The sequence below is a fragment of the Pseudoalteromonas caenipelagi genome, from assembly GCF_013140855.1.
In the GTDB taxonomy this organism is placed as follows: domain Bacteria; phylum Pseudomonadota; class Gammaproteobacteria; order Enterobacterales; family Alteromonadaceae; genus Pseudoalteromonas; species Pseudoalteromonas caenipelagi.
Genome location: NZ_JABBPG010000001.1, coordinates 38,614 through 65,396, shown reverse-complemented (window position 1 = coordinate 65,396; position 26,783 = coordinate 38,614). Strand labels below are relative to the sequence as shown.

At 40.8% G+C, this 26,783-nt stretch carries 28 protein-coding genes and 2 pseudogenes; 14 read left to right on the top strand and 16 right to left on the bottom strand.

The features are described 5' to 3' along the window. Window positions 1–79: 79 nt before the first annotated feature. The 5 genes and pseudogenes from HG263_RS00305 to HG263_RS00290 form a co-directional block, all read right to left on the bottom strand. Entirely contained in the window at window positions 80–373 is a 294-nt protein-coding gene (locus HG263_RS00305) for a YkgJ family cysteine cluster protein (protein WP_171624099.1), read from the bottom strand. Window positions 374–676: 303 nt separating this feature from the next. Further along, entirely contained in the window at window positions 677–1,123 is a 447-nt protein-coding gene (locus HG263_RS00300) for a hypothetical protein (RefSeq protein ID WP_171624098.1), read from the bottom strand. A gap of 38 nt (window positions 1,124–1,161) precedes the next feature. Further along, a pseudogene (locus HG263_RS22195) lies at window positions 1,162–1,344 on the bottom strand (DoxX-like family protein); the annotation flags it as partial. Between the two features lie 170 nt (window positions 1,345–1,514). Then, window positions 1,515–1,871, bottom strand: a complete 357-nt coding sequence (locus HG263_RS00295; RefSeq protein WP_171624097.1) for a hypothetical protein — start codon at window positions 1,869–1,871, stop codon at window positions 1,515–1,517. Between the two features lie 398 nt (window positions 1,872–2,269). Continuing rightward, window positions 2,270–3,244, bottom strand: coding sequence for a transposase (locus HG263_RS00290; protein ID WP_171624096.1), 975 nt, complete (start codon window positions 3,242–3,244; stop codon window positions 2,270–2,272). Between the two features lie 104 nt (window positions 3,245–3,348). Between HG263_RS00290 and HG263_RS00285 the strand changes: the two are divergent. Continuing rightward, a pseudogene (locus HG263_RS00285) lies at window positions 3,349–3,771 on the top strand (transposase); the annotation flags it as partial. A 475-nt stretch (window positions 3,772–4,246) separates the two neighbouring features. Here the strand turns inward: HG263_RS00285 and HG263_RS00280 are convergent. The 4 genes from HG263_RS00280 to HG263_RS00265 all read right to left on the bottom strand — a co-directional run bounded on the left by HG263_RS00280 (window position 4,247) and on the right by HG263_RS00265 (window position 6,551). Beyond that, complete coding sequence (locus HG263_RS00280) at window positions 4,247–4,696, bottom strand: hypothetical protein (protein WP_171624095.1); 450 nt, start codon at window positions 4,694–4,696, stop codon at window positions 4,247–4,249. A gap of 105 nt (window positions 4,697–4,801) precedes the next feature. Continuing rightward, a complete protein-coding gene (locus HG263_RS00275; protein ID WP_171624094.1) occupies window positions 4,802–5,152 on the bottom strand; it encodes a hypothetical protein in 351 nt (116 codons plus the stop codon). 474 nt (window positions 5,153–5,626) lie between these two features. Beyond that, window positions 5,627–6,103, bottom strand: a complete 477-nt coding sequence (locus HG263_RS00270) for a GreA/GreB family elongation factor (RefSeq protein WP_171624093.1) — start codon at window positions 6,101–6,103, stop codon at window positions 5,627–5,629. Between the two features lie 4 nt (window positions 6,104–6,107). Next, window positions 6,108–6,551 (bottom strand): hypothetical protein, encoded by a 444-nt coding sequence (locus HG263_RS00265; protein WP_171624092.1) that lies wholly within the window; start codon window positions 6,549–6,551, stop codon window positions 6,108–6,110. Between the two features lie 311 nt (window positions 6,552–6,862). Between HG263_RS00265 and ccoN the strand changes: the two genes are divergently transcribed. The 10 genes from ccoN to uspE all read left to right on the top strand — a co-directional run bounded on the left by ccoN (window position 6,863) and on the right by uspE (window position 15,694). After that, a complete protein-coding gene (ccoN, locus tag HG263_RS00260) occupies window positions 6,863–8,296 on the top strand; it encodes a cytochrome-c oxidase, cbb3-type subunit I (RefSeq protein WP_171624091.1) in 1,434 nt (477 codons plus the stop codon). A 12-nt stretch (window positions 8,297–8,308) separates the two neighbouring features. Then, on the top strand, window positions 8,309–8,932 hold the full coding sequence (gene ccoO, locus HG263_RS00255) for a cytochrome-c oxidase, cbb3-type subunit II (RefSeq protein ID WP_171624090.1): 624 nt from the start codon (window positions 8,309–8,311) through the stop codon (window positions 8,930–8,932). Window positions 8,933–8,937: 5 nt separating this feature from the next. Further along, on the top strand, window positions 8,938–9,123 hold the full coding sequence (locus HG263_RS00250) for a cbb3-type cytochrome oxidase subunit 3 (protein ID WP_152085754.1): 186 nt from the start codon (window positions 8,938–8,940) through the stop codon (window positions 9,121–9,123). Continuing rightward, the gene (gene ccoP, locus HG263_RS00245; protein ID WP_171624089.1) at window positions 9,120–10,085 is read left to right on the top strand and encodes a cytochrome-c oxidase, cbb3-type subunit III; all 966 of its coding nucleotides are present in this window, start codon (window positions 9,120–9,122) and stop codon (window positions 10,083–10,085) included. The genes HG263_RS00250 and ccoP overlap by 4 nt, the downstream gene beginning before the upstream one ends. 115 nt (window positions 10,086–10,200) lie before the next feature. After that, window positions 10,201–10,692 (top strand): FixH family protein, encoded by a 492-nt coding sequence (locus HG263_RS00240; protein ID WP_171624088.1) that lies wholly within the window; start codon window positions 10,201–10,203, stop codon window positions 10,690–10,692. A 5-nt stretch (window positions 10,693–10,697) separates the two neighbouring features. Then, entirely contained in the window at window positions 10,698–13,073 is a 2,376-nt protein-coding gene (locus tag HG263_RS00235) for a heavy metal translocating P-type ATPase (protein WP_171624087.1), read from the top strand. Beyond that, complete coding sequence (gene ccoS, locus HG263_RS00230; RefSeq protein WP_070987092.1) at window positions 13,070–13,243, top strand: cbb3-type cytochrome oxidase assembly protein CcoS; 174 nt, start codon at window positions 13,070–13,072, stop codon at window positions 13,241–13,243. The genes HG263_RS00235 and ccoS overlap by 4 nt, the downstream gene beginning before the upstream one ends. Further along, window positions 13,230–13,901, top strand: a complete 672-nt coding sequence (locus HG263_RS00225) for a sulfite exporter TauE/SafE family protein (RefSeq protein ID WP_171624086.1) — start codon at window positions 13,230–13,232, stop codon at window positions 13,899–13,901. The genes ccoS and HG263_RS00225 overlap by 14 nt, the downstream gene beginning before the upstream one ends. 33 nt (window positions 13,902–13,934) lie before the next feature. Then, window positions 13,935–14,669, top strand: coding sequence for an FNR family transcription factor (locus HG263_RS00220; RefSeq protein ID WP_171624085.1), 735 nt, complete (start codon window positions 13,935–13,937; stop codon window positions 14,667–14,669). Between the two features lie 101 nt (window positions 14,670–14,770). Then, window positions 14,771–15,694 (top strand): universal stress protein UspE, encoded by a 924-nt coding sequence (gene uspE / locus HG263_RS00215; protein WP_171624084.1) that lies wholly within the window; start codon window positions 14,771–14,773, stop codon window positions 15,692–15,694. 55 nt (window positions 15,695–15,749) lie between these two features. Here uspE and ttcA read toward each other — a convergent pair whose 3' ends face one another. From ttcA to HG263_RS00185, 6 genes are all read right to left on the bottom strand, one after another. After that, a complete protein-coding gene (gene ttcA, locus HG263_RS00210) occupies window positions 15,750–16,643 on the bottom strand; it encodes a tRNA 2-thiocytidine(32) synthetase TtcA (RefSeq protein ID WP_171624083.1) in 894 nt (297 codons plus the stop codon). A gap of 352 nt (window positions 16,644–16,995) precedes the next feature. Beyond that, on the bottom strand, window positions 16,996–19,188 hold the full coding sequence (locus HG263_RS00205; RefSeq protein WP_171624082.1) for a hybrid sensor histidine kinase/response regulator: 2,193 nt from the start codon (window positions 19,186–19,188) through the stop codon (window positions 16,996–16,998). Continuing rightward, a complete protein-coding gene (locus HG263_RS00200; protein WP_171624081.1) occupies window positions 19,151–19,759 on the bottom strand; it encodes a PAS domain S-box protein in 609 nt (202 codons plus the stop codon). The genes HG263_RS00205 and HG263_RS00200 overlap by 38 nt, the downstream gene beginning before the upstream one ends. A gap of 75 nt (window positions 19,760–19,834) precedes the next feature. Next, on the bottom strand, window positions 19,835–20,449 hold the full coding sequence (locus tag HG263_RS00195; protein ID WP_171624080.1) for a PDC sensor domain-containing protein: 615 nt from the start codon (window positions 20,447–20,449) through the stop codon (window positions 19,835–19,837). 420 nt (window positions 20,450–20,869) lie between these two features. Beyond that, on the bottom strand, window positions 20,870–21,532 hold the full coding sequence (locus tag HG263_RS00190; protein ID WP_171624079.1) for a DUF2987 domain-containing protein: 663 nt from the start codon (window positions 21,530–21,532) through the stop codon (window positions 20,870–20,872). After that, a complete protein-coding gene (locus tag HG263_RS00185) occupies window positions 21,525–22,343 on the bottom strand; it encodes a glucosaminidase domain-containing protein (protein WP_171624078.1) in 819 nt (272 codons plus the stop codon). The genes HG263_RS00190 and HG263_RS00185 overlap by 8 nt, the downstream gene beginning before the upstream one ends. Window positions 22,344–22,554: 211 nt before the next feature. Here HG263_RS00185 and HG263_RS00180 point away from each other — a divergent pair, with 211 nt between their 5' ends. Continuing rightward, window positions 22,555–23,844: an anti-phage deoxyguanosine triphosphatase gene (locus HG263_RS00180; protein WP_171624077.1), complete on the top strand. Its 1,290-nt coding sequence runs from the start codon at window positions 22,555–22,557 to the stop codon at window positions 23,842–23,844. Window positions 23,845–23,946: 102 nt separating this feature from the next. Here HG263_RS00180 and HG263_RS00175 read toward each other — a convergent pair whose 3' ends face one another. Then, a complete protein-coding gene (locus HG263_RS00175) occupies window positions 23,947–24,381 on the bottom strand; it encodes an exonuclease III (protein ID WP_171624076.1) in 435 nt (144 codons plus the stop codon). Window positions 24,382–24,825: 444 nt separating this feature from the next. Here HG263_RS00175 and HG263_RS00170 point away from each other — a divergent pair, with 444 nt between their 5' ends. Next, window positions 24,826–25,266 (top strand): substrate-binding domain-containing protein, encoded by a 441-nt coding sequence (locus tag HG263_RS00170; RefSeq protein WP_171624075.1) that lies wholly within the window; start codon window positions 24,826–24,828, stop codon window positions 25,264–25,266. Window positions 25,267–25,280: 14 nt separating this feature from the next. Next, window positions 25,281–26,420: a porin gene (locus tag HG263_RS00165; protein ID WP_171624074.1), complete on the top strand. Its 1,140-nt coding sequence runs from the start codon at window positions 25,281–25,283 to the stop codon at window positions 26,418–26,420. Window positions 26,421–26,783: the final 363 nt, after the last annotated feature.

Below are 26,783 nucleotides of genomic sequence, written 5' to 3'. Positions count from 1 at the left end.
TGACATCCATAATAAAATTATCAAAGAGTGAAGGTGTAAAACCAGTTCCGTTGATGTCTGCTATAGCTCTATTTTAAGACTATAAATTATGCGCAGCTCGTTCATCTTTGCACTCATATGAACCCATTTCAAACTCTCTACAAATCCAAGGGCGATTTTCGTAGATAGTACACATAAAGCTTTCTCGGTCTAAAGCTGAACACCAACCATCAGAAAGCCTAAGCATTGTTTCGGCCCCCCAAGCATCACGCTTTATATGTGATTCTGGCACTCCCGTGTCTGAGATAATGATAACCTCAAGGCGACAACAGCAAGCCTTACAGTTTGAGCATAAAATTTCAGGCGTTGATTGGGTTTTGATAGGTATATTCATAAGGCTTATCTTTAGGGCTAATCGTACATTATACCTAAATTTATCTGTTCTGCCTGATGTTTAATATGCCAAGGATTAATAAACATAAACGTGACAACCGCAATCAACTTGCCACCCCATCGTTCACTCCTTGCACTGAGAATTGGGTCTAACTTAGAAGAACTGAAAGTTTAAACAAGACACCCAAGGTTTTAAGTTTGAGTGACTATCTTAAGTTTGAGTAGTTTGAGTGACTGTCCTTTATGGCTCTGCCTTATGGTTCTTAAGCGTTACAACTCAACGCAAACCAACAATGCCACGCGTTTAATCATTTTCTGCACTTAAGACAGACCACCGCTGCCATGAGCCGACAGCAAACAGGCCGCCAATAGATAAACATATACCAGAACTAATTAACCAAAATGTCAGGCTGTTTTCTGGAAACATTGGCATTAACCCAACGAAAGCAATGCCACGTAGTAAAAAAATACTGGTGATCAGGATTAATGCTAATTTTATAAGTGGTAATCGCTTAATTGCACCAGAACCAGACAAGGCGTAAAACGCAAAAATAAGCAGTACCAAGACGATAACAGAGGTAACAATTGTCGGGTACCAATGTCCTTGCTCTGACATCTGTGCCATCAGCTCACCGGCTCCAAAAAAGCGATACCAATCGCCTCCGAAAGCAATACAGCCAATATGAGCAAGTGCAGCAGTAAAACAACATATTGACGCAATAAATAGATACTTATTTATTGAACTGTTCATCTTTACTCCCTTCAAGTTTGAATGCCTGTCCTTGTAGTAATACCGAAAACCACCTCACCAACGCCCGCTGATTTAGTAATAAGATAAGAAATATCATCCGAAAAACCAAAGCTACTAGTGAGTAATTTTTCCAAAGGTGCAATGTGGACTAATTTAGGAAAAATGCCGTGATACAACCAGCTAAAACTTATGATGTATCGTGCTATTTGAACAGATGACACTACTGACTTCCTTGTATATATAACGCCGCGCACAGCGGCTGGCAAAACTGGCGATTTTTGTGCGGCACGCACAAAAAGTGACAGGTTTGACAGTCCGTTGCTGCGCCTTGTTCTGTGTAGCCCTAACATCGCTATTTAAACTAGAACTAGAATTGCTAAACAATTGGTGGCTAGTTTGAAACTTTAATCCCGCCGATACGTGGATAAGGTTTTCCGCCAACTGTATAGCAAGAAGATTGGTATAATTGTACATCTTTGCCAGAAGCTAACGCTGTTAATGCTGCGGAATACATTCTATTACCATCATCCCAATTGGATCTTATCGCCCAGACTGTCCCCCCACAATCAGGGGAAGGAATATTTGTTTCTATCAAAATAGGATAACCACCTTCACTATCTCCTTGGCGATACATTTCTGGTTGAACTGAGCTAATAGCTCCTGGTCCTTTCCAACCATTTCCTGCAAAACTTGCATTGCTCAATGCAATACAAATGATCGATGTGAATAATTTAATTTTTCGTTTCAAAACGTAACTCCCAATTTAAAAAACACAGAACAGTGTATTAGCGTGAATTCCTAAGATGGACAGGCACTTAAAGTCATGCTTAAAATCTCTGACCTTGTCTTTTTAATCCCTCAAGTTCATTTCAATATTAACCGATATGTTCCCAAAAAGTAACTTCCCCTACAGATTTCCTATGATGGACAGGCACTTAAAGTCATGCTTAAAATCTCTGACCTTGTCTTTTTAATCCCTCAAGTTCATTTCAATATTAACCGATATGTTCCCAAAAAGTAACTTCCCCTACAGCAAACCGCGGTTTATTTGCTGATTACCTTTGAAATTACAATGCAACTCGCACAGTTTCTCGCACCCTGCGCGATGTTTTTGTAAGGTGTTTATGTGGTGAGTCTTTTATTTAATTAAGCCAATAATGCTTTGCTGATTTTAATGTTGCTTCGTCGTTTATGTTGTGCACGTTCACAGTACATATCTAACGAATGTGCTTTGCCTACGGCACCATGAAAAACACGTTCAAACTGGGTGGTCAGTTTTAGCCACTTTTCGGCCTGAATATTGAGGCGCTGTAGAATCGGAGCTTGATGTGATTCTATGTGCCCTCGTTTATCTGCTCTAATACTTTTGCCTGTGAGTTCAACGAGCTCTAGATAAGATTTTAATTCAAAAGGCACTCCTTTGGGCATGTGTTTTCTGGGACTACCTACAAAGCGGGCTAGTTGCTTAGGTTGTTTGCCTGATGTAGCAACTTCACAGCGTTTTTTGATGCTGGTATGTTCTGATTGTTCCGGGGTCCGTGCCATTTTCGCGCGTATTGGATTTAAATCTACGTATGCCATGCAGGCCATCAGTGCTGCGTCGTCTAACAGCGCTTGGCTTTTAAATCGCCCTTCCCAAAAATGCCCAGTGCATTTATCTTCTTTGTTGGCACGGCGGGCTATGTGCTCGTTTAGCACGCGCATAAACCAACTAATGCTCGATAAGCGGTTTCGGTACTCTTTGATATCTTTACTTAAAAAGAACCGCTGACCTTCATCTAACGCTTCACCATTGAGATATTTATGGCTAAGCAGTGTGCCTTTAAACAATTTATGCCAACGTAGTAAAATAGCTCTATCACCCAATCTTTGTGCTTTTTTATCATCTACATACAGCACAATATGAGTGTGGTTACTCATCACCGCATAAGCACAGACATCAATACAAAACACCTGCGCTAAAAACAACAAACGCTCTTCTACCCAGCCTCGTCGATGTTCATACGATTTGCCAGTGAGTTTATCTTCGCCGCACAAAAATGCGCGACGCACACAGCGTGAAACACAATGATAATAACGGGTATCTGACAAACTGATTTGACACTTCCTTGCTAATCCCATCGTTCACTCCTTGAACTGAGAATTGAAATGATTTTGAAGAACTCAAAGTTTAGACAAGACACCCAAGGTTTCAACTTTGAGTGCCTGTCCTTATAAATCCTCATTTAGAGAGTAAAGCTAAAAAGCATCAACCAAACTATTATGCACAACTGCGTACCATACCAGGTATTGGCCTTATTCTAGCCATGACTATTTTGTATGAAATTGGTGATATTAATCGCTTCGAGTCTGTACAAAAATTTGCATCTTATTGTCGACTAGTTAAGTGCAAAGCAGAATCTGCTGGCAAAACCTATGGCACCAGCGGCAATAAAATTGGAAATGGACACTTGAAATGGGCATTCAGTGAAGCCGCTGTGCTTTATTTACGTGGAAATGACAAAGCTCGGTGCTACTTAAACAAATTACAAAAACGCATGAGCAAAGCCAAAGCACTTTCAGTGCTCGCCCATAAGCTCGGTCGTTGTGTTTATTTTATGCTTAAGAACAAAACGGTATTCGACGATGAACGTTTTTTAAAAAGCTAAGTCGCACAATGGGGTGAGCTCTACACCTAACTAGATAAGCACGAACAACCATGCATTATTTGTGTTTCTGTCAGTAACAGCTGAATTTTACAGGTAAGTGTTGTCGAAGTAATAAGTTATTTGGCCTTGATTAGACACCCCATTGGTGCGCATTTATTTAAGCAATGAATTGAATCGTTTACACCTTAGCTGAGCCTTTAACTAACTGGACGAATGAGCCATCCCCTTGAGTAGCGCAAGATTAAGGTTAACCGATGAATGTCTAGTGGCCCTAAACGATAAGTTGTATCGACTGATTTAGGCAGCGATGAGATCGCAATAAGAGACCCTCAATATGTGTTTGCCGTAAACGATTTTAACGGCTAACCGACATAACGAAGTTGAACAGGTTTAAGCGTTGCCAATACAAATTAGCTGCTTAAAAGCAGCTAAAAAGAGTCGTTACGCTTACTTGACCGGAGAAGGTTCATATGTGTTATACGCTTGCTGATTTACCATACCAAAACACTTCTTCGTGCCAGTAGTGAAGCACCCACGACTTGTCTTTTGGCCAAACTGAAACATCATCACTTGCACCATAGCAAAAGTCATCCCAGTACTGAATGAACAAATCTGTATTGGTGAGAACAGCAGTATCTGGTTGCCATGACACAATAATATCGCATTTGGGCAATTTATTAGATAGCCACTCTTTCACTTCATTTTCATCGTTTGCTTCAATACTCGTAATCTCTTTAAAAAGCTCATTACTAGGTGAGAAGTCATTTTTATCAGATGGAAATGTTAATGATATTTCCCAAACTTCCTTGGCTGATTCCATTGATAATGGCGTAATCTGGGCCAATTCTTTCGGACTAAGTAGACGATATTCTTCCTCGGTCCATCGCCATTTTAGTGGAAATTTATCAATGCTAGTTGTTTGCACGATACTTGATTCCTAGGAGCGTATAACGCTTTGCTAATGGGCGAAATACATGTTTGCTAAAATGGCGAAGCCAGCAAACTGTATTTTGTCCCGTTAAGTAACTTGTTAAGTTTTGGCTAGCCTTGAACATAAAACTTCGACTACCCCAGCCGCATTAAAATTTAATTTGTAATGATACCAATTTTCATCATCCCAGGCCTCACCTTGCCTTAAATGTTCTTTTACCCACTCAGAATCATGAACAATATGACAAGAATCAAATCTTTCAGTATCAGATATCTCATACTCTGCGTTTTGAAATTTGAAGCCTAATGTATTCTCACATTTTATAGAAATGTGTTGTTCTCTCCAATCAGAGAACTCAAGAACTAAATCTGAGCCATCAAATCTAAACTTGATGTCTTCACCGTCCGCGACTGAAAAGCCTAGATCAACTATTTCTACGACTTCGCTCATAACTCTCCAAGAAACTTAACAGTGTATTAGCGTGAATTCGCGTTAATGTTCTACCCATTAGCCCTACAACACACCAATTAACAAATTTAATTGCGCTAAATATTAGCAGGTTAACACTCATTTTGCTTTCAAAAAGTAACAACGCTCACTGAGCAAAACGAGAATCTACTTAAACGAGAATGCAAAAAGCTTATTAGGAACTTAAAATTTCCATAAACTTATATACTTAAGGAATATTGCAAGTCTTTAGCCGCACAATCAAAACATTAATTAACGGGGTCTCAGGCACCAAAATTTGCTCTCTTAAGTTATACCTTTACAAACCCACAGCAAGTTGGCCTGCCAAGATTCGAAGTATTGCCATCCAAATTAAACGTTAAAGCCAAATATTTAAATCACAAACATACGCCAATTGCCACTTGATATAGCTCTTCGCTACACCAACCGACTTAACTGATTCGCGAGTCGTTTAGATTACATCGCCGCTAATATTTCATAGTTGTAAGTTTGCCCAGCCACAGTGTACTCGCATTCATCACCTACCCGCTTACCGTTCATAGCCTTACCGATTGGTGACGATGGTGTGATCACCAGAATAAGCTCTCCCTTTACTACAACTTTTAACCCGCCTTCACTGGGACCGAGGTAAAACCAATGTGTGTTGTCGTCTATATCTATGGCCTTTATTAAACTGCCAAGGCCTATTTTAGGGAGTACGTTAACGTCGTAACTTTGTGCAAATAAAGAAATTGATTTATGCACCTCATTCACACGCTCGCTTTGGCCTTGTGCTAAATAACCAGATTCAATACTTAAAGAATCATACTGAGTTTCAGCCACGCTTTGTTCGTGTGTTGCATCTTCATGTGCACTTTGGGCCGCTTGCTGCGCTTCGTTCAGTTTTGCTTCTAATGCAAACTTAATATGTTCAATCACGATGAGTTTATTCATGGCACTACCTGATTACATATAAAGGAAAGGTGTTAGTGAGCGTATCGCCTTGCGCGTTAAGCATCGTCAGTGTAAGGCGCCATTGCATTACCTCTGTAGTACATAACCCTACCATTGTGGTGGCCGAATATACGTTGTTTTGTTGGGGCGCAAAAAAAACTGGGATATATCCCATATTCATGGTTTCGCCAGATAACATTGCTGACTTCAACTCGTACCCCTGCGGTATTTTTGCAAAAACCTTAAACTCACGTTCACCTACAATGTGTGCTTTGGCGTACCACAAATGGATATCATTGTGTGATATGCAGGGCTTTTGGGCAATGCAATTCACATCTTGTAACGAACTTTCACTTTTTTCTGAACTTTCATGTATAATGTCTGAAGGGTCTGAGCATGCGCTCAATAAACTCGCAGCAACAAGCGCGTAAAACCAATGTTTGCTCATTATTTGTCCAAAATGGCATTTACAAAACTGCGACATAGTAATGCAGAATTTGTAGATATTCCACAAAGGTCAATAATTGAGCAGTTTTAGGGCCAAAATTTGATTGATGTCATAATTTTAGGTGTTTGAGGTATCTTTTCTTTTGCAAAAAAATTATCATTTCCTTGCAAAAATAAGGGTTTCTCAAGTTGGTTTTAAATAGATTTGTGTAGTCAGATTTATTTTCAAACGAACTTGTTGAAATAATAAGCAGGGCCTGTTAACGCAGGTAATTCATTTCTAATCGCATTAATTGCAGCGGAATCCAGAAAATGAGCCAAACAGTAGCATCACAAACTGAGTACAATTATAAGGTTGTACGCCAATTCGCTATCATGACAGTGATTTGGGGCATCGTTGGCATGGGCGTTGGTGTTCTTATTGCAGCCCAACTCGCTTGGCCGGCATTGAACTTTGACACTCCATGGTTAACTTACTCTCGACTTCGTCCGTTACACACGAACGCAGTAATCTTTGCATTTGGTACTAGTGCACTTTTTGCAACATCTTATTATGTTGTTCAACGCACTTGTCAAACGCGTCTTTTTTCAGACAAATTAGCAGCTTTCACCTTCTGGGGTTGGCAGGCTATTATTGTTTCAGCAGCCATCACACTACCTTTAGGTATTACTACATCTAAAGAGTACGCTGAGCTAGAGTGGCCAATCGATATCGCTATTGCGGTCGTATGGGTAACTTATGCTGTGGTGTTCTTTGGTACGCTCATCAAACGCAAAGTATCTCATATCTATGTAGCAAACTGGTTTTATGCTGGTTTCATTATTACCGTTGCTGTACTACATATTGTAAACAGCATGGCTGTGCCAGTATCGCTTACTAAATCATACTCAATCTACGCAGGTGCTGTAGATGCAATGGTTCAGTGGTGGTATGGTCACAACGCTGTAGGCTTCCTTCTTACTGCTGGTTTCTTGGGTATGATGTACTACTTCGTGCCTAAACAGGCGGGTCGTCCAGTTTACTCATACCGTTTGTCGGTTGTTCACTTCTGGGCACTTGTTTCTCTTTATATCTGGGCAGGTCCTCACCACCTACACTACACAGCACTACCAGACTGGACTCAGTCACTAGGTATGGTTATGTCTGTTATCTTATTCGTACCTTCTTGGGGTGGTATGATCAACGGTATCATGACGCTTTCAGGCGCATGGCACAAACTACGTACTGACCCAGTACTTCGTTTCTTAGTTGTTTCATTGTCTTTCTACGGTATGTCTACGTTCGAAGGCCCTATGATGGCAATTAAATCAGTAAACGCGCTTTCTCACTATACTGACTGGACTGTAGGTCACGTACACTCAGGTGCACTAGGTTGGGTTGCAATGATTTCTATCGGTGCAATTTATCACCTAATCCCTGCACTATTCGCTCAAGGTAACATGTATAGCGTTAAGCTGGTTAACACACACTTCTGGTTACACACCGTGGGTGTTGTTCTATACATTGTTGCAATGTGGATCTCAGGTGTAATGCAAGGTCTAATGTGGCGTGCAGTAAACGCAGACGGTACTTTAATGTACAGCTTCGTACAATCTCTTGAAGCATCAAAACCGTTCTACATCATGCGTTTCTTAGGCGGTGTGTTCATCGTTGTCGGTATGCTAGTTATGGCATATAACGTGTTCCGCACTGTTACTGCAAAGAGTGGTTCAATCACCACTGATGCAAACGCACAAATGGCTTAAGAGGTGTAGATTATGAGCAATAATAATTCAGCCAATAACAAACACGAAATCGTTGAAAAGAACGTCGGCCTGATGGCTATTCTAACGGTATTCGCAATTAGCTTTGGTGCACTTGTTGAAATCACACCGTTGATGTTCCAAAAAGACACAACTGTGCCTGTAGATGGTCTACGCCCTCTTACCGCACTTGAAATGGAAGGCCGCGATATTTTTGTCCGTGAAGGTTGTTACAACTGTCACTCACAAATGATCCGTCCTTTCCGTGATGAGGTTGAGCGTTACGGTCACTACTCTGTTGCTGGTGAGTCAGTATGGGATCACCCATTCCAGTGGGGTTCTAAACGTACTGGTCCTGATTTAGCACGTGTAGGCCAACGTTACTCTGATGACTGGCATTATGCACACTTAATGGACCCTCGTTCAGTGGTACCTGAGTCAAACATGCCAGCTTATCCTTGGTTAGATGAAAATGTACTAGATGGTAAGTTAACCGCCAAGAAACTTGAAGTATTCAAAGGCTTTGGTGTGCCATACACCGAGCAGGATATTCAAGGCGCAGAAGCAGCAGTAAAAGGCAAAACAGAAATGCAAGCCCTTATTGCTTACCTTCAGCAACTTGGCACACACTTGAAGTAATTATTATGGATTACGGCACATACAGAGGCATTTTGACTCTGGTAATTTTGGTACTATTTATTGTGATTGTTGCTTGGGCATATAGCAAACGCACTAAAAATCGTTTTGATAATGCAGCTAATGCCATCTTTGAAGATGAAAAAGAGCACAAGAAAACAATCTCTAACGAGGAAAAGGAGTCTGAAAAATGACTAGCTTTTGGAGTATTTGGGTTATCGTATTAACCCTTGCATGTCTTGCTCTGATCTTTGGCTTATTGCTTTGGAACCTAAAGAACTACGTAGGTGTTAAAGAAGGCGAAAGCTGTGGTCACGAGTTTGATGGAATTGAAGAAATCAATAATCCACTACCTAAGTGGTGGACTTATATGTTCTTCGCAACGTTTGTTTGGGCTGTGTATTACCTAGCAGCTTATCCTGGTCTTGGTAACTGGCAAGGTCTTGCTAAGTGGACAAGTTCAAACCAAGGTGTTACGTCTCTTGCTGAATCTAAAAAAGCAACGGAAGAAGCGTTAGCCGCTGGTGAAAAGGTTCAATTAGACCAAGAGATCATCGCTGCTGAAGAGCGTTTTGGCCCGATTTTTGAGGCGTTTGCTAAGCAAGACATCGAAACGCTTGCTAAAGACGAAAAAGCCCTTGAAATTGGTCAGCGTTTGTTCTCGCAAAACTGTGCTCAATGTCACGGCTCTGATGCACGTGGTGGTACTGGCTTCCCTAACTTGACAGATAAAGACTGGCTATACGGCGGTACTCCTGACAAGATCAAAGAAACCCTACTACACGGTCGTATTGCTGCAATGCCACCTTGGAAAGCAGCACTTGGTGAGCAAGGCGTAAAAGAAATGACGGCTTTCGTGCTTAGTCTTTCTGGTCGTAAAGTTAACCAAAAAGACGCTGATGCGGGTAAAGCTAAGTTTGCTATGTGTGCTGCGTGTCACGGTATGGACGGTAAAGGCTCAGTAGCCCATAACTTACCATTCGGTGCACCTAACCTAACTGATAATATCTGGTTGTACGGTGGCTCTCAACGTGCTGTTGAAGAAACACTTAACAACGGCCGCGCTGGTGTAATGCCAGCTTGGAAAGATATTTTAGGTGAAGACAAAGTTCACTTATTAACAGCTTACGTATATAGCTTGTCACAAGATAAGTAATAGATACTTAATAGTTAATTAAGATCAAAAAAGCCTCCGTTTGGAGGCTTTTTTTTAGGTATTTAACAACAAATACGATAAAATATCGCCACACTTTTCAAGCATTAGAGTCGTTATGAATCCTACTCCGTGGTATAAAAATTTCTGGCCTTGGTTTTTAATGTTTTTCCCGCTTGCAACCATTGTTGCCTGCGTCGTTTTAGTGATGGTAGCTGTAGGCAATGGCCCCGATATGGTGGTTGATGATTATTACAAAAAAGGCAAAGCCATTAATTTAGAGCTGACCAAGTTCAATAAAGCTAAAGCACTGTATTTACATGGCGACCTGCAAGTTGATAACGACTATATTAAATTTGTATTTACCAAAGGTGACCATAGTAAAGTCAAAGCATTAAAAGCATCGTTTTATCACAGAACGATTAAAAAGTATGATTTCAACACCAACTTACTTCCTAATGCCAATGGTGAATTTACTGCGGTATTAGAGCCCATTCAACAAGGCGCATATACCGTATTCTTAGAGCCTATGGATGGTAGTTGGAAGCTCAAAGAAAACATTCAGCTCCCGACCCAAGAAAGCATAAAAATATCTCCTGAGTATAAGTAAACGCTATGGCCGGAACCTGCTTTCATTGTTTAGAGCCGATTCCGTCAGGGTTTTCTGGCGAAGTGCTCTATCAAAACGAACCGCAAAGTGTATGTTGTATTGGCTGCCAAGCAGTGGCGGAGACTATTCTCTCGCAAGGGATGAGTGATTATTACAAATTTAGAACCACCTCTGCGGGCAAGGTTGACGAGTTAGTTCCCGAACAGCTTTCATTTATCAGAAGTTATGATAATGAAGATGTGCAACAGGATTTCGTCACCCATCAGGGTGAGCTTAGTGAAGTACTACTGAGTGTTGAGGGTATTAGCTGCGCCGCCTGTGCGTGGCTAATCGAAAAGCAGTTGCTGGCGCTTGGCGGTGTCACGCGTGTTGATGTTAATACCTCCACACATCGCGCTATGATAATTTGGGACACTAAACAAATTTTGCTCAGTGATATTATCAAATCGCTGATGCAAATTGGTTATAAGGCCTACCCTTTTCAAGCTGATGATGAAGCAGCGCAAAAGCAAGCTGTAGCAAAAGCCTATATTCGCCGACTCGGTGTTGCAGGCCTGATGACCATGCAAGTCATGATGTTTGCGTTTGCCATGTACTTTGGCATGTTCTCGGGAATGGAGGAAGATTTCGAGCAATATTTTCGCTGGATAAGCTTAGTGCTCGCCTCCCCGGTAATTTTATACTCTGCATTACCATTCTTAACCAATGCCATAAAGGGTTTAAAAGCCAAACAGCTGAACATGGACTTACCTGTTTCACTTGCAATTTTTGGGGCTTATGGCGCAAGCTGTTACGCTACAGTAATGGCAGTAGGTGAAGTCTACTTTGAGTCAATTTGTATGTTCACCTTCTTGTTGCTGCTGGGTAAATATCTCGAGTTTAGAGCAAGGCTTAAAGCCAGTGAATTTACCGCAAACTTGCAAAAGTTGTTGCCCCTCACCGCACGCAAAATTTCGCACGTGGGTGAAGAACACATTGTTGCGGCGAAAAATCTAAAGCTAGCAGATAAGATTTTAATCAAGCCAGGCGAAACGATTCCTGCGGATGGCATCGTTTTTGAAGGTAGCACCAGTGTCGACGAGTCCATGATGACGGGTGAGCATTTACCTGTAAATAAACATATTGGTCAACAAGTATTTGCCGGAACTGTTAACCATGATGGGGTTATCAGTGTAGAGATCAACAAAATTGGTCAAAATACTCTACTTAACCAAATTATTCGCTTGCAGCACTCAGCCTTAAGTAAGCGCCCAAAGTTAGTGGAAATAACCGATAAAGTTGCCCAATGGTTTGTTGCATGTTTATTGGTTTTTGCATCTCTAACGGCAATTGGTTGGTATTCTATCTCTCCTGAACAAGCATTTTGGGTCACTATTTCGGTGCTGGTTGCCACCTGCCCTTGTGCTTTGAGTTTAGCTATCCCCACTGCCCTTACTTGCGCAGTTGCAACCCTCACCAAAAAAGGGGTGCTGATAAAAGAAGCACACGTACTAGAAACGCTTACTAAGCTCACTCGCGTTGCCTTTGATAAAACAGGTACGCTGACCGAAGGGCGATTTTCGATTAACCATACTGTGTTAATCAATGACAGTTACAGCGAACAAGAAGCACTTGCCCTAGCAGCAAGTTTAGAACGCTATTCCGAACATCCAATCGCAGCGGCATTTGCAGAGCACTTAACGCAGCACCATCAACTAACCAATGTCGCTGTTCACCCAGGTGTTGGGATCAGTGCCCAACATGGCAATGACACCATTGCTATTGGGAAAAGTACTTGGTTCGGCGGTACTAAAAGTCAGGCTCAAGCGACGTTGTTTATTAATGAGCATGCCATTGCTGACTTTCACCTCGACGATAAAGTACGAGACAACGCTGAAGCAGTTATAAACGCATTACAAAGTAACAACTTAACTTGTCACCTTCTCACAGGAGATAGTAGTCGTGCTGGAGCACAACTGGCAGAGCGTCTAGCGCTAAACTCATACCAAAGCAGCTGTTCTCCACAAGACAAACTAAAAGCGGTTGAGTCTTGGTCAAAGCAAGGCGCTGTCGTTGCCATGGTTGGCGATGGTGTAAATGATAGCCCTGTTTTTAACAGTGCCCACTTATCGATTGCGATGGAAACCGGTGCCGACATTTCTAAAAATGTTGCGGATGTGGTACTACTAAAAAGTAACCTCAGTGCCATATTGGACTTACACAAGGTGGCTTTGCAAACTCGGCGTATCATCAAGCAAAACTTAGCGATTTCATTGCTTTATAATGCATCAATTCTACCTCTCGCCGCTTTCGGACTGGTACCTCCTTGGATTGCAGTTATTGGTATGTCAACAAGCTCTATAATAGTGATAGGTAATTCACTAAGGTTATTAAAATTATGAGTATCATCTATGTGTTAATCCCTATCGCTATTTTATTTGTGATAATTGCCATTGGTATCTTTTTTTGGGCGGTAAAGAGCGAGCAATTTTCAGACTTAGAAAAGCAAGGGCATAGCATTTTGTTTGAAGACGATAAAGAGCAACACAAAAACGCCAATGAACGAGATTAGTTTACTCAGTGCGTTTATTATGGGCTTGGTCGGTAGTGGCCATTGCCTAGTTATGTGTGGCGGTGTTGCTTCTAGCTTGCAACTTGTGGCCCACTCTCTTAAATCATGGCTCGTTAGCGCTCTTTATAATCTAGGCAGAGCAAGTAGCTACATGGTCGCGGGCGCACTTGTTGCCACCTTGGGCAGCACATTTGCCAAACAAAATACCACCTTTGCACTTAGCCTCAAGTTTCTCAGTGGTGTGTTTATGTTGCTAGTTGGCATTTACGTCATGCGACTAGCAAGCTCACTTAAGTGGCTTGAAAGCTTAGCTAAAACCGTGATTTGGCAGCACTTAGTTAAGTTAAATAAACACCTGTTGCCAGTAAAAAGTTATCCAAGAGTGTTTGTTTATGGCATGTTGTGGGGCTGGCTACCATGTGGACTCGTCTACTCAGCGTTAACTTGGACTTTGCAAGCCAGCTCTTCGCTTCATGGTGCAATGATTATGTTGTGTTTTGCACTTGGTACGCTACCAGCAATGCTCGTAGTTGGCCAATCGGCGCAACAACTTAACCGCTTTTTAAATCATAATCTGGTAAGATTGGCATTTGGGAGTATTTTCATCTGGTATGGTATTTATCTCCTAATCATTGCAACCGATAGATTAGTACATTAACCTAGGTAAAACGTATTAAAGAATGGATTTATTATGGATTTAAGCAACCAACAGCGTGGCAAAAGCCAATGCACAATCAGCTGCAATAACTGCAGCATCAGTCAGCTGTGTTTGCCATTCACACTCAATGGCAGCGAAATGGACAAACTCGATGAAATTATCGAGCGCAAAAAACCATTGCATAAGGGGGATTACTTATTTGAATCCGGCGCACCACTTAATGCTATTTTTGCTGTTCGCTCTGGCTCATTTAAATCCTATACGCTTTCAGAACAAGGTGATGAGCAAATTACTGGCTTTCATTTAGCTGGTGACTTAGTTGGCTTTGACGCAATTAACAAAATGCAGCATCAAAGTTTTGCCCAAGCTCTTGAAACATCCATGGTGTGCGAAATCCCATTCGAAACGCTAGATGACCTAGCAGGTAAACTCCCTAAGTTACGCCAACAGATCATGCGCCTGATGAGTAATGAAATAAATTACGATCAGGAAATGTTATTGCTATTAAATAAAAAAACCGCCGAAGAACGTTTGGCCACATTTATTTTCAACCTCTCAAATCGCTTTGGGGAACGTGGCTTTTCACGCAAAGAGTTTCGCTTCACCATGACTCGAGGTGAAATTGGCAACTATCTTGGCTTAACCGTTGAGACAATTAGCCGCTTACTCAGTCGTTTTCAAAAATCTGAAATTATCAAAGTTGAAGGTAAGTTTATTACCATTTTGGATATTCCTGCGCTGGCAAAAACTGCAGCCATTTCCATTTGATCTAAAACAACGAATTACGGGTAAATTCTTTAACCTTGCGCTAAATCAGTTACACTTAAAGTTAACTGATTTAGCTAACAAAGCACGTTAAGGAATTTGCGATGGATAAGATTAAACGCATTTTAGCCGTTATAGACCCAACCAAAGCGCAACAAGACAGCTTACAGCGCGCCATTACACTTGCAAAAAAAACCGGTGCTGAAGTGACCGCGTTTTTATCAATTTATGACTTTTCCTATGAAATGACCACTATGCTCTCTAAAGATGAGCGCGAAGCTATGCGAGATGCGGTTGTTAAAGATAGAGAAGCATGGATAGATGAAATTTTACAAAACGTGAATGGCATCAACATTCATAGCCAAGTGCTATGGCATAACCGCCCGTATGAAGCAATTATAAAAACTGTTATAAACGATGGCTATGATCTTGTTGTTAAAGGCACGCATCAACACGACACATTAAAATCTGTGATTTTTACGCCAACCGATTGGCACCTTATTCGCAAATGTCCTGCTCCCGTATTACTGGTAAAAGATCAAGACTGGCCAGCTCATGGTCATATCCTTGCTGCAGTGAATGCTGTAAGTGATAACGACCAGCATTTGGAGCTAAATAAACGTATCATTAGCGACGCGCAGTTTATCTGCCAGCTCGCTAACGCCAAACTAAGTTTAGTGAACACCTACCCTGCGACCCCAGTTAACATTGCCATTGAAATTCCTGAGTTTAATCCAACTCAGTACAATGAAGCGGTGAAAAAGCACCATGAAGAAGAAACCTTTGCGTTAGCAGCTTCTTTCTCTATCTCTCAAGATGATTGCATTGTCAAAGAAGGTTTACCAGAAGATGTGATCCCCATGGTCGCAAAAGATAAAAAATCTGAGCTTGTGGTGATCGGAACCGTTGGCAGAACAGGCATTAGCGCAGCCCTAATTGGTAATACCGCAGAACATGTAATCGACAGTCTTGACTGCGATGTGTTAGCGCTAAAACCTGATGGTTATAAAAGTCCATTAGAAAACTAATCATGCAAATTGAAAAGCCCCTCAAACGAGGGGCTTTTCAATTCATGGTCTCTGACTAAATGTTGGTCACGTCAATAAACAGCGACTCGTCAATGTTGGTCGAAGAAACAACCGCTTCTGAAAACTCATATTCTTGTCGCTCTTCACTTCTATCCAGTGGCAAGTTTTCAAAATCAAATAATGCTTTATCTGCCAATTGACTTGGGCTTACGTTTTGCATTGATTTAAAGATATTCTCTACGCGTCCTGGGGTTTTCTTATCCCATTCAACTAGCATAGATTTGATATTTTGACGTTGTAAGTTTTCCTGAGAACCACACAAGTTACACGGAATAATTGGAAACTCTTTTTGTTCAGCATATCTGATAAGATCATTTTCACGACAATAAGTGAGAGGACGTATCACCACATTACGTCCGTCATCTGAACGTAACTTAGGTGGCATCCCTTTGAGACGTGCACCATGGAACATGTTCAAAAATAATGTTTCAACCATATCATCCATATGGTGGCCCAGTGCAATTTTAGTTGCGCCAATTTTCTCCGCAAACGAGTACAAGGTGCCACGACGTAAACGTGAGCAAAGACCACAGGTCGTCTTTCCCTCTGGTATTTTCTGTTTTACTACTGAGTAAGTATCCTTATCTACAATGTAATAAGGAATATTCAGCGAGTCAAAATACTCGGGTAGTATATGTTCAGGAAACCCAGGCTGCTTTTGGTCTAGGTTAACCGCCACAACGTCAAAAGAAATCGGCGCGACCTTTTGCAACTGAAGTAGAATATCAAGCATAGCAAAGGAGTCTTTACCACCGCTGATACAGGCCATAACAACATCACCTTGTTCAATCATGCCGTAATCTGTAATGGCGTTACCAACGTTTCTTCTCAGTCGTTTTTGTAGCTTATTAAATTCAAAAGCTTCTTTTCGCGTATCTGTTTGACTCATTTACCTACCCACATAGTCAGTGGCGCTGACTAAATTTGCAATGGAAATTCAAGGGCGGCAATTATACGGATTTTTTGCGTAACGAACTAGCTTAATCTACTTCTAATAACAGAGATATTGCCATAATTGTCTAAAAAATGGTGAGTTTTCTTTACACTGTAGCGTAATGTAAATGGACATAACACAGCGGGCACCGTTGTATCTATCTATGATAAAACGATTTACTGGTATGCTGCGAGCACTCAGGCGTAACACTCTAAAGCGCTCTTTTCAAACTGTAAAAGTCCTGACTCTAGCTGTAAATACCGTTTATCACTTTTACTACTCGCTAGGATTGGGCTTAAAAAAGCATCTAGCTATTCTGTGAGTCTATGTACTCTTTAACTATTGACTCGGCGCGACGAAAATCATGTTCGTTCAAACAGCTATTTATATTGCCCACCAATTCTTCGGGAAGCCATTTATCAACTTTGCTGAGCGCTTTTTCAACTTTATCAGCATCATTGCTGCTGAGTGTTTTAAGTACACTTTTACACGCATGTTCTGTTTGATGGGTAAACTCTACAACACGCGCTTTTATAGTCGGATCCAGTTCTCGGTTGTTAGATAAGTATTCCCTTATAAGCTCAATAGTCTCCCTCATGCATTGAGCAAGCTCTTTCAATAGCTCTAAATAATCCTCGCTCTCCTCTTCTAATAAAACCTCTAACTGAGTTGATAGCTCCCATAAGGGCTTTAATTGTAGTGCGCCCGCAGAGCCTCTTAGCTTATGACACAGCCTTTGTGCTTCCACATAATGAGCTTTTTCCAGTTCATCCGTCATTCTTTGGATATCATTTTCATGATGTTCTAAAAATACCGCAAGCTGACTTTGATAGCTTTTCTTATCTGACCACTTCTCAAGACCCAAACTTTCACTAAAATAGGGGTCATTAAGTGTTTCATCGCGGTAACTAATTCTAGCTTTGCTCACCCCTGAACTGTTTTGCTTTTTTGTACAACGCAAAACAGTGCCAATAAGCTCCTCAACATCAAATGGTTTTGGAACAAAATCATCCATACCAGCGCGAATTGCCGCATCTCTATCCGCCTTGAACACCGCCGCGGTCAAAGCGATAACGGGTATATTTCGCAGTTCACCATTTTGTTTAATTTCTCGTGTAGCCGCGTAACCATCCATCACTGGCATTTGTACATCCATCAGTATTACATCAAATTTCTGAGGAGATTTGGTTAATATTGAAAATGCTATCGAGCCATTTTCAGCCAGCTCAACTTGAGCACCTTCACTGCTTAAGATATTCTCTGCGACCATTCGATTAATCTCGTTGTCATCAACCACAAGAATTGTTAACCCCTCTACTCGCCTTGCTTGTGAACGCACTATTTTATTTTTAATTCCACCGCGGCGATTTTTAATCTCCAATAAGCTGTTGTATAAGCTCGAACTTGTAACAGGTTTTGTGATAACCGCATCTATCAATTTACTTGCAGGGTTGTCATACAGTTTATCTCTATCAGCAGCATTAACCATTAATATGACCGGAGTATCAAAATCAGGCATTTGCTCATGAATTGAGGTCACAGCAGACAAGCCATCAATGCCTGGCATACGCCAATCTATCAGCAATACATCAAACGTCGACATGCCAAGCTTTTCTAGCTTATCTAACACTCCTTGACCAGATGATGTTGACTCAGGACGCCAACCTAAGCTCATTGCTGTATCTACAATCAAAGACAGCGCTACGTCATGATCATCTGCTATTAGTATCCTTTGATGTAGCATATGTGGCATAGAGTTAGTAGCAGGGTCTGATAACGGGAAGGTAAGTTCAAAGTAGAACTCACTACCAACGCCCTCCTCACTGAATAATTGTAAATCGCCCCCCATTAGCCCAACTAATTGCTTACTGATTGTCAGACCCAGACCTGTTCCGCCAAATGTGCGGGTGGTTGATGCGTCAACTTGAGAAAATGCATTAAATATGGTTTTCTGTTTTTCTTGTGGAATACCGATACCGGTATCTCTAACTGAAAAGCGGATCCTGACCTTTTCATTGTGTATATAATCATTAACCCGTGTCATGCCAACCACTACTTCACCACGCTTTGTAAACTTCAACGCATTACCTGTTAGGTTAATTAACACTTGTCCAAGTCTTAGCGGATCGCCTTTTAAGCTCTCAGCGCCTTGAGGGATGGCAGACATAATCACTTCGATAGGCTTATTTCCCACCGATGAAGACATTATATTGGCAACGTTATCAATAACATCAGCCAATTGAAAAGCAACACATTCAATATCTAAGCGGTGTGCCTCTATTTTTGAAAAATCTAAAATATCATTGATAATACCAAGCAGGTTTTCCCCTGAATGGTGAATTTTCTGCACCATATTTAGCACAGTCGGTGAAAGTGGTTGTTTTTGAAGTAAGTAGGTCAAACCCAATATAGCATTCATCGGTGTTCTTATTTCATGGCTAATGTTGGCCACAAAATTACTTTTAGCCTCGTTGGCCTCTACTGCCTTTTGACGGGCCAAAATCCAGCTCTTTCGTACGTGTTTCTACTTTTTCTTCTAGTGATTCGTTTAATTCACTTAATAAACCCTGAGTTTCTTTTTGTATCGTTATGTCTCTAATTATGGCCGCAGCACCAATTGCTTTATTGTTTCTAACCGTAAACGGTGAAAGAGTCACAGATACATCAATTGGGTTACCTTGTGCATCACGGGCAATAAAGTCAAAAGGCACCATCAAGTCATCATTTAAATTTTGTATTCCTTCAAGTGAGATCCGCGAGCTCTCTGGCGGCACAAATAATTCAAAAATCGATTTGTTAATTGCTTCATCTTCGCTAAAACCAAATATTTTCTGCGCAGCTTGATTCCAGCTCGTGACAATACCATTCCGATCCATGCCTATGATTGCATCGGATGATCCTACAATAATGGCTTCATATTTATATTTTGCCTCAAGCAAAGCGTTTTTCTTATTTGCATTGTTTTGATACACGGCCCCCACCAGTATCACGATCAAAGTAAATATAACGATCAGCACAATTGTTTGTTGTCGTCGATCAGCGACTATCTGCTCTAACAGTGGCTGTGGCACTGCAAGCACCATGTTAAGGTAATCAGGAGCCCCAGAGTAAGAGAACAATAAGCGCTTTTGTAAATATAAAATATCTCACCCAGCGCTTACATCATAAGCCACTGAAAAACCGTTATCAGCTGCTAATGGCTCAAATAGATCATCCCAAGCATTTGAGTTTCCGAGGTCTTCTCCAAACGTCATCGCATTATTAGGGTGAATTTTAAAGTCCCCACGCTCATTAATTAAATATAAATCTAATTCTTTACTGAGATCTTGTTGTATTTCGTCCAGCAAAACTTGTGCTTTTATGTTGATAATGACAAAGCCAAAAATCTTTTGGGTTTGATCAAATACGGGCATGGCAACTCGTAAGGTGGGTAGATAAGGAAAATCAAGTTTGCCAAATTCGCGGTTTAAATTTAGGTCTGATACGTATAGCTCTCCTGGGTGCAACTTAGTTATAACTTTAAAGTAAGCGCGCTGAGCCTTGCTTTGAAGCGCACTGTCATCAACTATCGAGACAATTCCATCTCGCCGTTCAACACGCACAATCTCTTTGCCATTATTAGCGACACCCACATACCTTAATTGGAGAATATCAGAATGATTATCAATATAGCTTTTAAATATTGTCTGCAGTCTAGCGATCCATTGCGATTTAACAGTACCATCAAGGGGGTCAACATCATTATTGCTCGCAGCGCGCATTATTCCTTTACTGGTGGTGTTGCATACAAAAAGCGCAGCTCTCTTTTTTTGTCATCTAATTGGCTTATAAGCAAGTTATGCCGCAAAGAGAGTTGGCTGCTTATTTCACTGTGAAATTCTCTCTTTACGTCTAATTTAGTGTGGTGATCAAGTATAATAACGAGCACCACGCCAAGCGACATGACACACACTACAAACACCCCAAACGTACGATGTTTGAATAACCTTTTAAATCTACTCATATGTTTTAGAAACTTAAACATGGTAGGGCCGTCCTTTGATTCATCAGCCTACATAAGGTCTAGCAGAAAGAATAAAACCTTGCAATTGATTGGTCGGTTAAAATTAAACAGGGCTTGACTGAAGAGTTGCTTTCAAGGTAGGTGTCTGGCTCAACAAACATTGAGCCAGTGCGTGTTGTTACTTAACGATCCAAGGAGTGACTTGTTCAATGGTGATAGTTGCATTGGGTGTATTGAGCATCACAGCGTTATCTTGCCATGTTTCATTCACCTCAAAGGTGCAACTCTGTTGAATACATTGCACTTGCTCATCATCAAAGGTAACAGGATGGGTAAATGCGACTTTTATACCCTTTTGTTCAGGTAGTAAAAAGCCCATTAATTTACTAATAAAAAAGCCCGATAAGCCTGAAAGCAGTTCTTCAAATTCAGTATGAAGCTGATAAATATCGGCTTTATTCAAATTATTCGCACTAAAGTGATCAGCCTCAATTTGAAACTTAAGCTGACAATCATGTTTAGGGTTTTGCGGTTCAATAACCACTACGGCTTTATCTTTGTCGAGCTTTTTGTCATATGGCAATAACAACTGAGCATCTTGGGTGTAGGTCAAAGGAGCACTGTTATTTTCGGTAACAATTTCGCCCTTTGCAATTGTGCATGGCTCAAGCGTCGCTATATCAACAACATAAAAGTTAACACGAGCGAACTCGAAGTTGCCTTTTTCAAGCACTTTTAGTCTATCGTAAAAGCCATCGTATGAGACCACGAACTCTTTTGCGCTTACGTTATGAAAATAGCCAAGCAATACCAAAGCAACGGCTAAATACTTTTTATTCATCAAAATAATCTCTGTTATGGCGGATCATATCATTTAACTCTTCAACGTAGGCATCACCACGCTCCGAGTAAGCAACGAGCCCAGGCGTTAAAGTTGTCGCCTCAATCGGTAACTTTTGTGCTCTTAGCTGTGCTCTCATAGCTCTTAACTCACTATACGCGCCATGAGTATTTATGTTCCGAAAATAAGATTTAACGGCATCTCGTACAGATTGAAAAGCAGCAACTTCATGTGCAGCTTCATCATCTCTGTGTTTTGGCACCATTCCGCAGCCTTTCTTGTAACACCACTGCCCAAAAAAGTTTAGCCCGATACGAGCAAAACGAGATGTACCCCATGCGGATTCATTTGCAGCTTGCATTAACGCAAGCTCCTTTGGAATGACGTCAACATGTTCTAAGGCATTTTGTAACGACACCACTGATATTTCAGTACTATCTAAACGATAGTAGTCAAATATGGTGTGTAGCTTTTTAAGCTGAGCTTTTGTTAAAGACTCATCAGCTTGCAGCATCATAAGCGCAATCTCAACTGTTGCCCTTTGTTGTTTGATCAGCTTATTTTCTGCAATCACATGAGGTTTAATAAAATCAAAAAAACGTTTTTTCTTCTCTTTTACATCCCTAATCGCCGCAAAGTTAGGGAGGTTCACATTGTGTAAAGGCTTCTCAATCACCTTTGGTTTAGCGGGTTGCTTTGTCGGCAACTTTTCTTTTGCCGTTTGTAACGAGTTTGTTGGATAAATAAAAGGATAACTCAGTGCCCAAATAGACACTAAGGCTATCAATAATTTAATAATTCTGACTTGCATGTCTGTCCTCTTGGCTAATGTGCCAGTCAAATCCATTATTTAGACTGTAAGTTACCTAACCAGCTTGTTAGTATCGGTATACAAGCACATAGCTATATTTTTAACGTATAAATCAGCGCCAGATTATACTTAAACTTATAATTAAACGCGAATTTCTGTTTTCTCATCGTATAAAAGTATAGCCTATTGATCATTGCAATACGGAGCATCTATGCAAACAGTTTGGCAACAACGATTATCTCAGCAACATAAACATCGTCCAAATGACAACCGCTCTCCTTGGCAAGTTGACCGTTCACGAATTATTCATGCCGCAGCATTTCGACGTTTGCAGGCAAAAACGCAGATCATGGGTATTGGCGTTAACGATTTTTATCGTACGCGCCTGACCCATTCTTTAGAAGTATCGCAAATCGGAAGTGGTTTGCTTCGACATTTGAAAATTAAAAACCCTGAATTTGCTCACTTTCCCTCTACAAGCTTAATTGAGACGCTGTGCTTGGCCCACGATATTGGTCACCCGCCTTTCGGTCATGGTGGTGAAACTGCGTTAAATTACTTGATGAGAGATCACGGCGGTTTTGAAGGTAACGCGCAAACATTAAGAATCGTCTCTAAGCTTGAGCCCTACAGTAAGGGGTTTGGCATGAATCTCACTCGCCGTACACTGCTTGGGTTTGTTAAATACCCAGCAATCATTGACACACTATGGTTCAACAAGCCCACACACGATAGCAAGCAACGTTTTATAAAGGCAAACGATTGGCTGCCTGCAAAAGGCGTGTATCGATGTGATAAAGACGTATTTGATTGGATAATTTTGCCATTTTCTGAACAAGATCAAGTGTTGTTACAACAACATCAAGTCATTGATCAGTACCGCTGTAAAACGCAATTCAAATCCCTCGATTGCGCTATTATGGAGCTTGCTGACGATATTGCCTATGCGGTTCACGATTTAGAAGATGCCATAGCGACAGACACCTTAACATACTCTGATTGGACACTTTACGCCCAGCCTAAACTGGCTTCTCTTAGCTCTCCCTGGATAGATGAAAACCTAGATAATATAAGTGAGCGACTATTTTCACGAGATGAAGCTTTGCGAAAGGACGCTATTGGCGAGTTAGTTAATTTATTCATAGTTAACAGTGCTCTGTCAGTCCAACATCAAGATTTTGAATCTCCGTTGTTGAAGTACAGTGTCACCCTAGATGAAGAGTTTTCAGACATACTGGATATATTGAAAATATTTGTGTTTGAGCGACTGATCAGAGAACCAAAAATGCAGCAAATTGAGTTTAGTGGGCAAAATTTACTGATTGACTTGTTTCGAGCGTTGGCCAGTGATCCTATGAGGTTATTACCTTACACTACACAAGAACAATATCAACTTGCACAATCAGAACAAATGCAGATGCGCATTTTAGCGGATTATCTGTGTGGCATGACCGATGAACATGCTCGAAGAACACATAAACGACTATTTGCTAGTGAGTAAAACCAAAAAGCCGAGTCATATGATTCGGCTTTTTGTTGAACAGCTGCAGATATTGTATTCAATCTTAGCCGTCAAAATATGGTGCATGCTATTACAAGCAAATTAGATAGCTGTTTTGCCGTACTGCTTAACAAACTCTTTAACAGGCATGTCATTACAACGTAAGCTACGCGCTTTATGACCGTGCACAGCGATGCTTGCAACACCATCTTTAGCTGCTTTGATACATAATTCAGTTTCTGCAGAAGGTGTTTTAGCAATAAGTGCAACTTTCTTTTCTGCTAGCTCTTGGATGCTTTGATCTGCTTGTTTTGCGATCTCACGCACGTCTTTGCCATTACAAACCAAAGTCTGTGAAAAACGAGAGATAAAAATACCGTGCTTTTGTGCTTCCGTACGAGCAGCGCTAAGTCCTTGTTGGGCTGCAATTACACAAACTTTTGATTCAGCCGAGGCATTGGCTGGTGTGTATTCTACCTGAGCAGATACTGAAGTAACCGTAGAAAGTGCAACAATTAGTGATAGAGACTTAAACATAATATACCCAATATGAACGAATTTGCGCGCATTATATAGCCAACTTTTGCATTGTAAATGATAAATGCTTTCTTTTTTGCTCATTTAATAGGCTATTTACATCTAAGCAAACTGTTCAGCGAGCTCCGCTAACAACTATCTATATTTTTACAATGAAAGTTCAATTGTTAACCTCTCCCATGTCTCATTGGAGATGTTCATTCTCAAATTTTTGACCATACAAAAGCACTACCTTATCCAATTAAAGTTCCTTTTATGGGTAAGTATTTAATAAGTATATAGCATATCAAACTAAATACTCAGCAATGAGCCGCTCAATTAAAACATTACAAACACAATTTACATTTTCACTACAAATACTTGCATTAACAAATGCAGAGACTATTTTTAATTTTGTTATCCAACATAATTTATATTCTTTGTAACTCACATAAGGAACTCACTATGTTATGGTCTGTTAAAAAAGTAACGTGGAAAGTCGTTCTAGCAGTCTCAGCTTTTAGTTTGTTTAATGCTTCAAGTGCATTTGCCGAGGTAGCAATTGTTGTTCACCCAAGTAATGCATCCACCTTCGACCAAGAAACGATTAAAAAAATCTTCTTGGGTAAATCTAAGTCATTTTCAAATGGCAGAGCTGCAATTCTGATCAGCTCTAGTTCTGGAGACCCCGCAACTGACGAATTCAATACCAAAGTCATTGGTAAGTCGAGCAGCCAAGTAAAAGCATACTGGTCAAAAATCTTATTTACGGGTAAAGGCACCCCGCCTCAAGAGATGGACTCAGCGAGTGATATTATTTCTGCTGTCTCTTCCAATCCAGATGCCATTGGTTACGTCGATGCCGGTGCTGCCACCGATGCAGTTAAAGTCGTAGCAACATTTTAAGCAGGGGTATAAATATGAAAAACTTATTAACTGTTACGTCCACCATCGCGATGCTTGTGTCAACTTGTGCACTCGCAGATGTAAATATCAGTGGCTATGGTTCAATTATTGCGGGAAAAACACTCGGTACGGTTGACGACCCATTAAAGCCCGGACAAACTCGTGATGAAATCTTCACAGCTGACTTTTATGACGTGGGACAATATAAAAACGATTTAACCTTTAAAGCTGAATCAATGTTTGCAGTGCAAGCGGTTATAGATTTAGCTGATAACTTTTCTGCAACTGCCCAACTTGTAGCAAAAGGGGTTGATGATTTTGAGCCAGAGTTTGATTGGTACTATGTCACCTATCAAGCCTCAGAAAATCTACGATTTATGGCTGGTCGGCGTAATATACCAATGTACTACTTTTCGGAGTTTTCTGAAGTCGGCTATGCATACCCTTGGATGCGTCCGCCTTCAAATTTATATTGGTGGCAAGTGACCCAGTTCAATGGCATAAGTGCAATGTATGACTTTGAAATGGGAGGATTCTCAAACACTGTAACCTTCTTTTATGGTAATGAGTATTCGGATGATAACGTTGAAATGCTTTACTATAACAAGTTATATGGCGGTAATGCTCGTACAGTCAACGAATTTTGGACCGACATTACCGGTATGAATTGGAATATCTCCGGTGATAGTTTTGATTTGCGCTTCGTATATTTTACAAACGACCGTGATAGAGAAACCATTCAACAAGACGGCAGCATAGACCCGTATACACCGTTTTCTCAGACGTTTATGGGATTAGGTGGTAACGTTTCACTTAACCAGTTTACCTTACTCTTTGATATCAATATGGTAGATTATGACGATAATGTAGGAACCGAATTTCCGACCTATTTACTCTCTTTGGTATACAACTGGGGTGACTACCAGCCATATATCTCATATTCCAAGGCAGATCATGAGCGGACTAAGGGTGTGCCAACTGAAGATTTAGAAGAACATTATGTACTTGGCTACGGCTTACGCTACAACTTCTTACCTAATGCCGCTTTTAAAATCCAGTATGATAAATTTGTTGACCAAGGACATAAACCTACGGGTTGGGCCTACCATGGTGATTCACGTGCTATCACGTTCGGCGTAGACTTTGTATTCTAAATTCATTGCCCTATCAACTGAAGCGCCCTTTAAAGTTTAAAGTGGCGCTTTTTATCACCCAGAATTATTCACAATAACGCCTCACTTATTGCACACGAAATATTTATTAACCTCAGATTTATATACAAGCTTTGCGGTAGTAAATATTCCAGCATTGATATGTCTGTCTATCTCATGGCGCTATTTTGTTCAACATTCAAATTCAAGCTTCTTTACGCATTAATAACTGGGTGTTACAAAGCTCCCCCTGACTTTACCAAAGTGCTTCACATGTAATTTCACGCATCCAAAGCTATGGTTATTTAGCTGTGAGTCAATGAATGATATTATTCAAACGCTTAGTCTTGATCAGGCTAACTTTGA

Coding starts and splice junctions, on each gene's coding strand:
- HG263_RS00305 (WP_171624099.1), bottom strand. CDS start 373: ATGAATATACCTATCAAAACCCAATCAACGCCTGAAATTTTATGCTCA.
- HG263_RS00300 (WP_171624098.1), bottom strand. CDS start 1,123: ATGAACAGTTCAATAAATAAGTATCTATTTATTGCGTCAATATGTTGT.
- HG263_RS00290 (WP_171624096.1), bottom strand. CDS start 3,244: ATGGGATTAGCAAGGAAGTGTCAAATCAGTTTGTCAGATACCCGTTAT.
- HG263_RS00275 (WP_171624094.1), bottom strand. CDS start 5,152: ATGAGCGAAGTCGTAGAAATAGTTGATCTAGGCTTTTCAGTCGCGGAC.
- HG263_RS00270 (WP_171624093.1), bottom strand. CDS start 6,103: ATGAATAAACTCATCGTGATTGAACATATTAAGTTTGCATTAGAAGCA.
- HG263_RS00265 (WP_171624092.1), bottom strand. CDS start 6,551: ATGAGCAAACATTGGTTTTACGCGCTTGTTGCTGCGAGTTTATTGAGC.
- ccoN (WP_171624091.1), top strand. CDS start 6,863: ATGAGCCAAACAGTAGCATCACAAACTGAGTACAATTATAAGGTTGTA.
- ccoO (WP_171624090.1), top strand. CDS start 8,309: ATGAGCAATAATAATTCAGCCAATAACAAACACGAAATCGTTGAAAAG.
- HG263_RS00250 (WP_152085754.1), top strand. CDS start 8,938: ATGGATTACGGCACATACAGAGGCATTTTGACTCTGGTAATTTTGGTA.
- ccoP (WP_171624089.1), top strand. CDS start 9,120: ATGACTAGCTTTTGGAGTATTTGGGTTATCGTATTAACCCTTGCATGT.
- HG263_RS00240 (WP_171624088.1), top strand. CDS start 10,201: ATGAATCCTACTCCGTGGTATAAAAATTTCTGGCCTTGGTTTTTAATG.
- HG263_RS00235 (WP_171624087.1), top strand. CDS start 10,698: ATGGCCGGAACCTGCTTTCATTGTTTAGAGCCGATTCCGTCAGGGTTT.
- ccoS (WP_070987092.1), top strand. CDS start 13,070: ATGAGTATCATCTATGTGTTAATCCCTATCGCTATTTTATTTGTGATA.
- HG263_RS00225 (WP_171624086.1), top strand. CDS start 13,230: ATGAACGAGATTAGTTTACTCAGTGCGTTTATTATGGGCTTGGTCGGT.
- HG263_RS00220 (WP_171624085.1), top strand. CDS start 13,935: ATGGATTTAAGCAACCAACAGCGTGGCAAAAGCCAATGCACAATCAGC.
- uspE (WP_171624084.1), top strand. CDS start 14,771: ATGGATAAGATTAAACGCATTTTAGCCGTTATAGACCCAACCAAAGCG.
- ttcA (WP_171624083.1), bottom strand. CDS start 16,643: ATGAGTCAAACAGATACGCGAAAAGAAGCTTTTGAATTTAATAAGCTA.
- HG263_RS00195 (WP_171624080.1), bottom strand. CDS start 20,449: ATGCGCGCTGCGAGCAATAATGATGTTGACCCCCTTGATGGTACTGTT.
- HG263_RS00190 (WP_171624079.1), bottom strand. CDS start 21,532: ATGAATAAAAAGTATTTAGCCGTTGCTTTGGTATTGCTTGGCTATTTT.
- HG263_RS00185 (WP_171624078.1), bottom strand. CDS start 22,343: ATGCAAGTCAGAATTATTAAATTATTGATAGCCTTAGTGTCTATTTGG.
- HG263_RS00180 (WP_171624077.1), top strand. CDS start 22,555: ATGCAAACAGTTTGGCAACAACGATTATCTCAGCAACATAAACATCGT.
- HG263_RS00175 (WP_171624076.1), bottom strand. CDS start 24,381: ATGTTTAAGTCTCTATCACTAATTGTTGCACTTTCTACGGTTACTTCA.
- HG263_RS00170 (WP_171624075.1), top strand. CDS start 24,826: ATGTTATGGTCTGTTAAAAAAGTAACGTGGAAAGTCGTTCTAGCAGTC.
- HG263_RS00165 (WP_171624074.1), top strand. CDS start 25,281: ATGAAAAACTTATTAACTGTTACGTCCACCATCGCGATGCTTGTGTCA.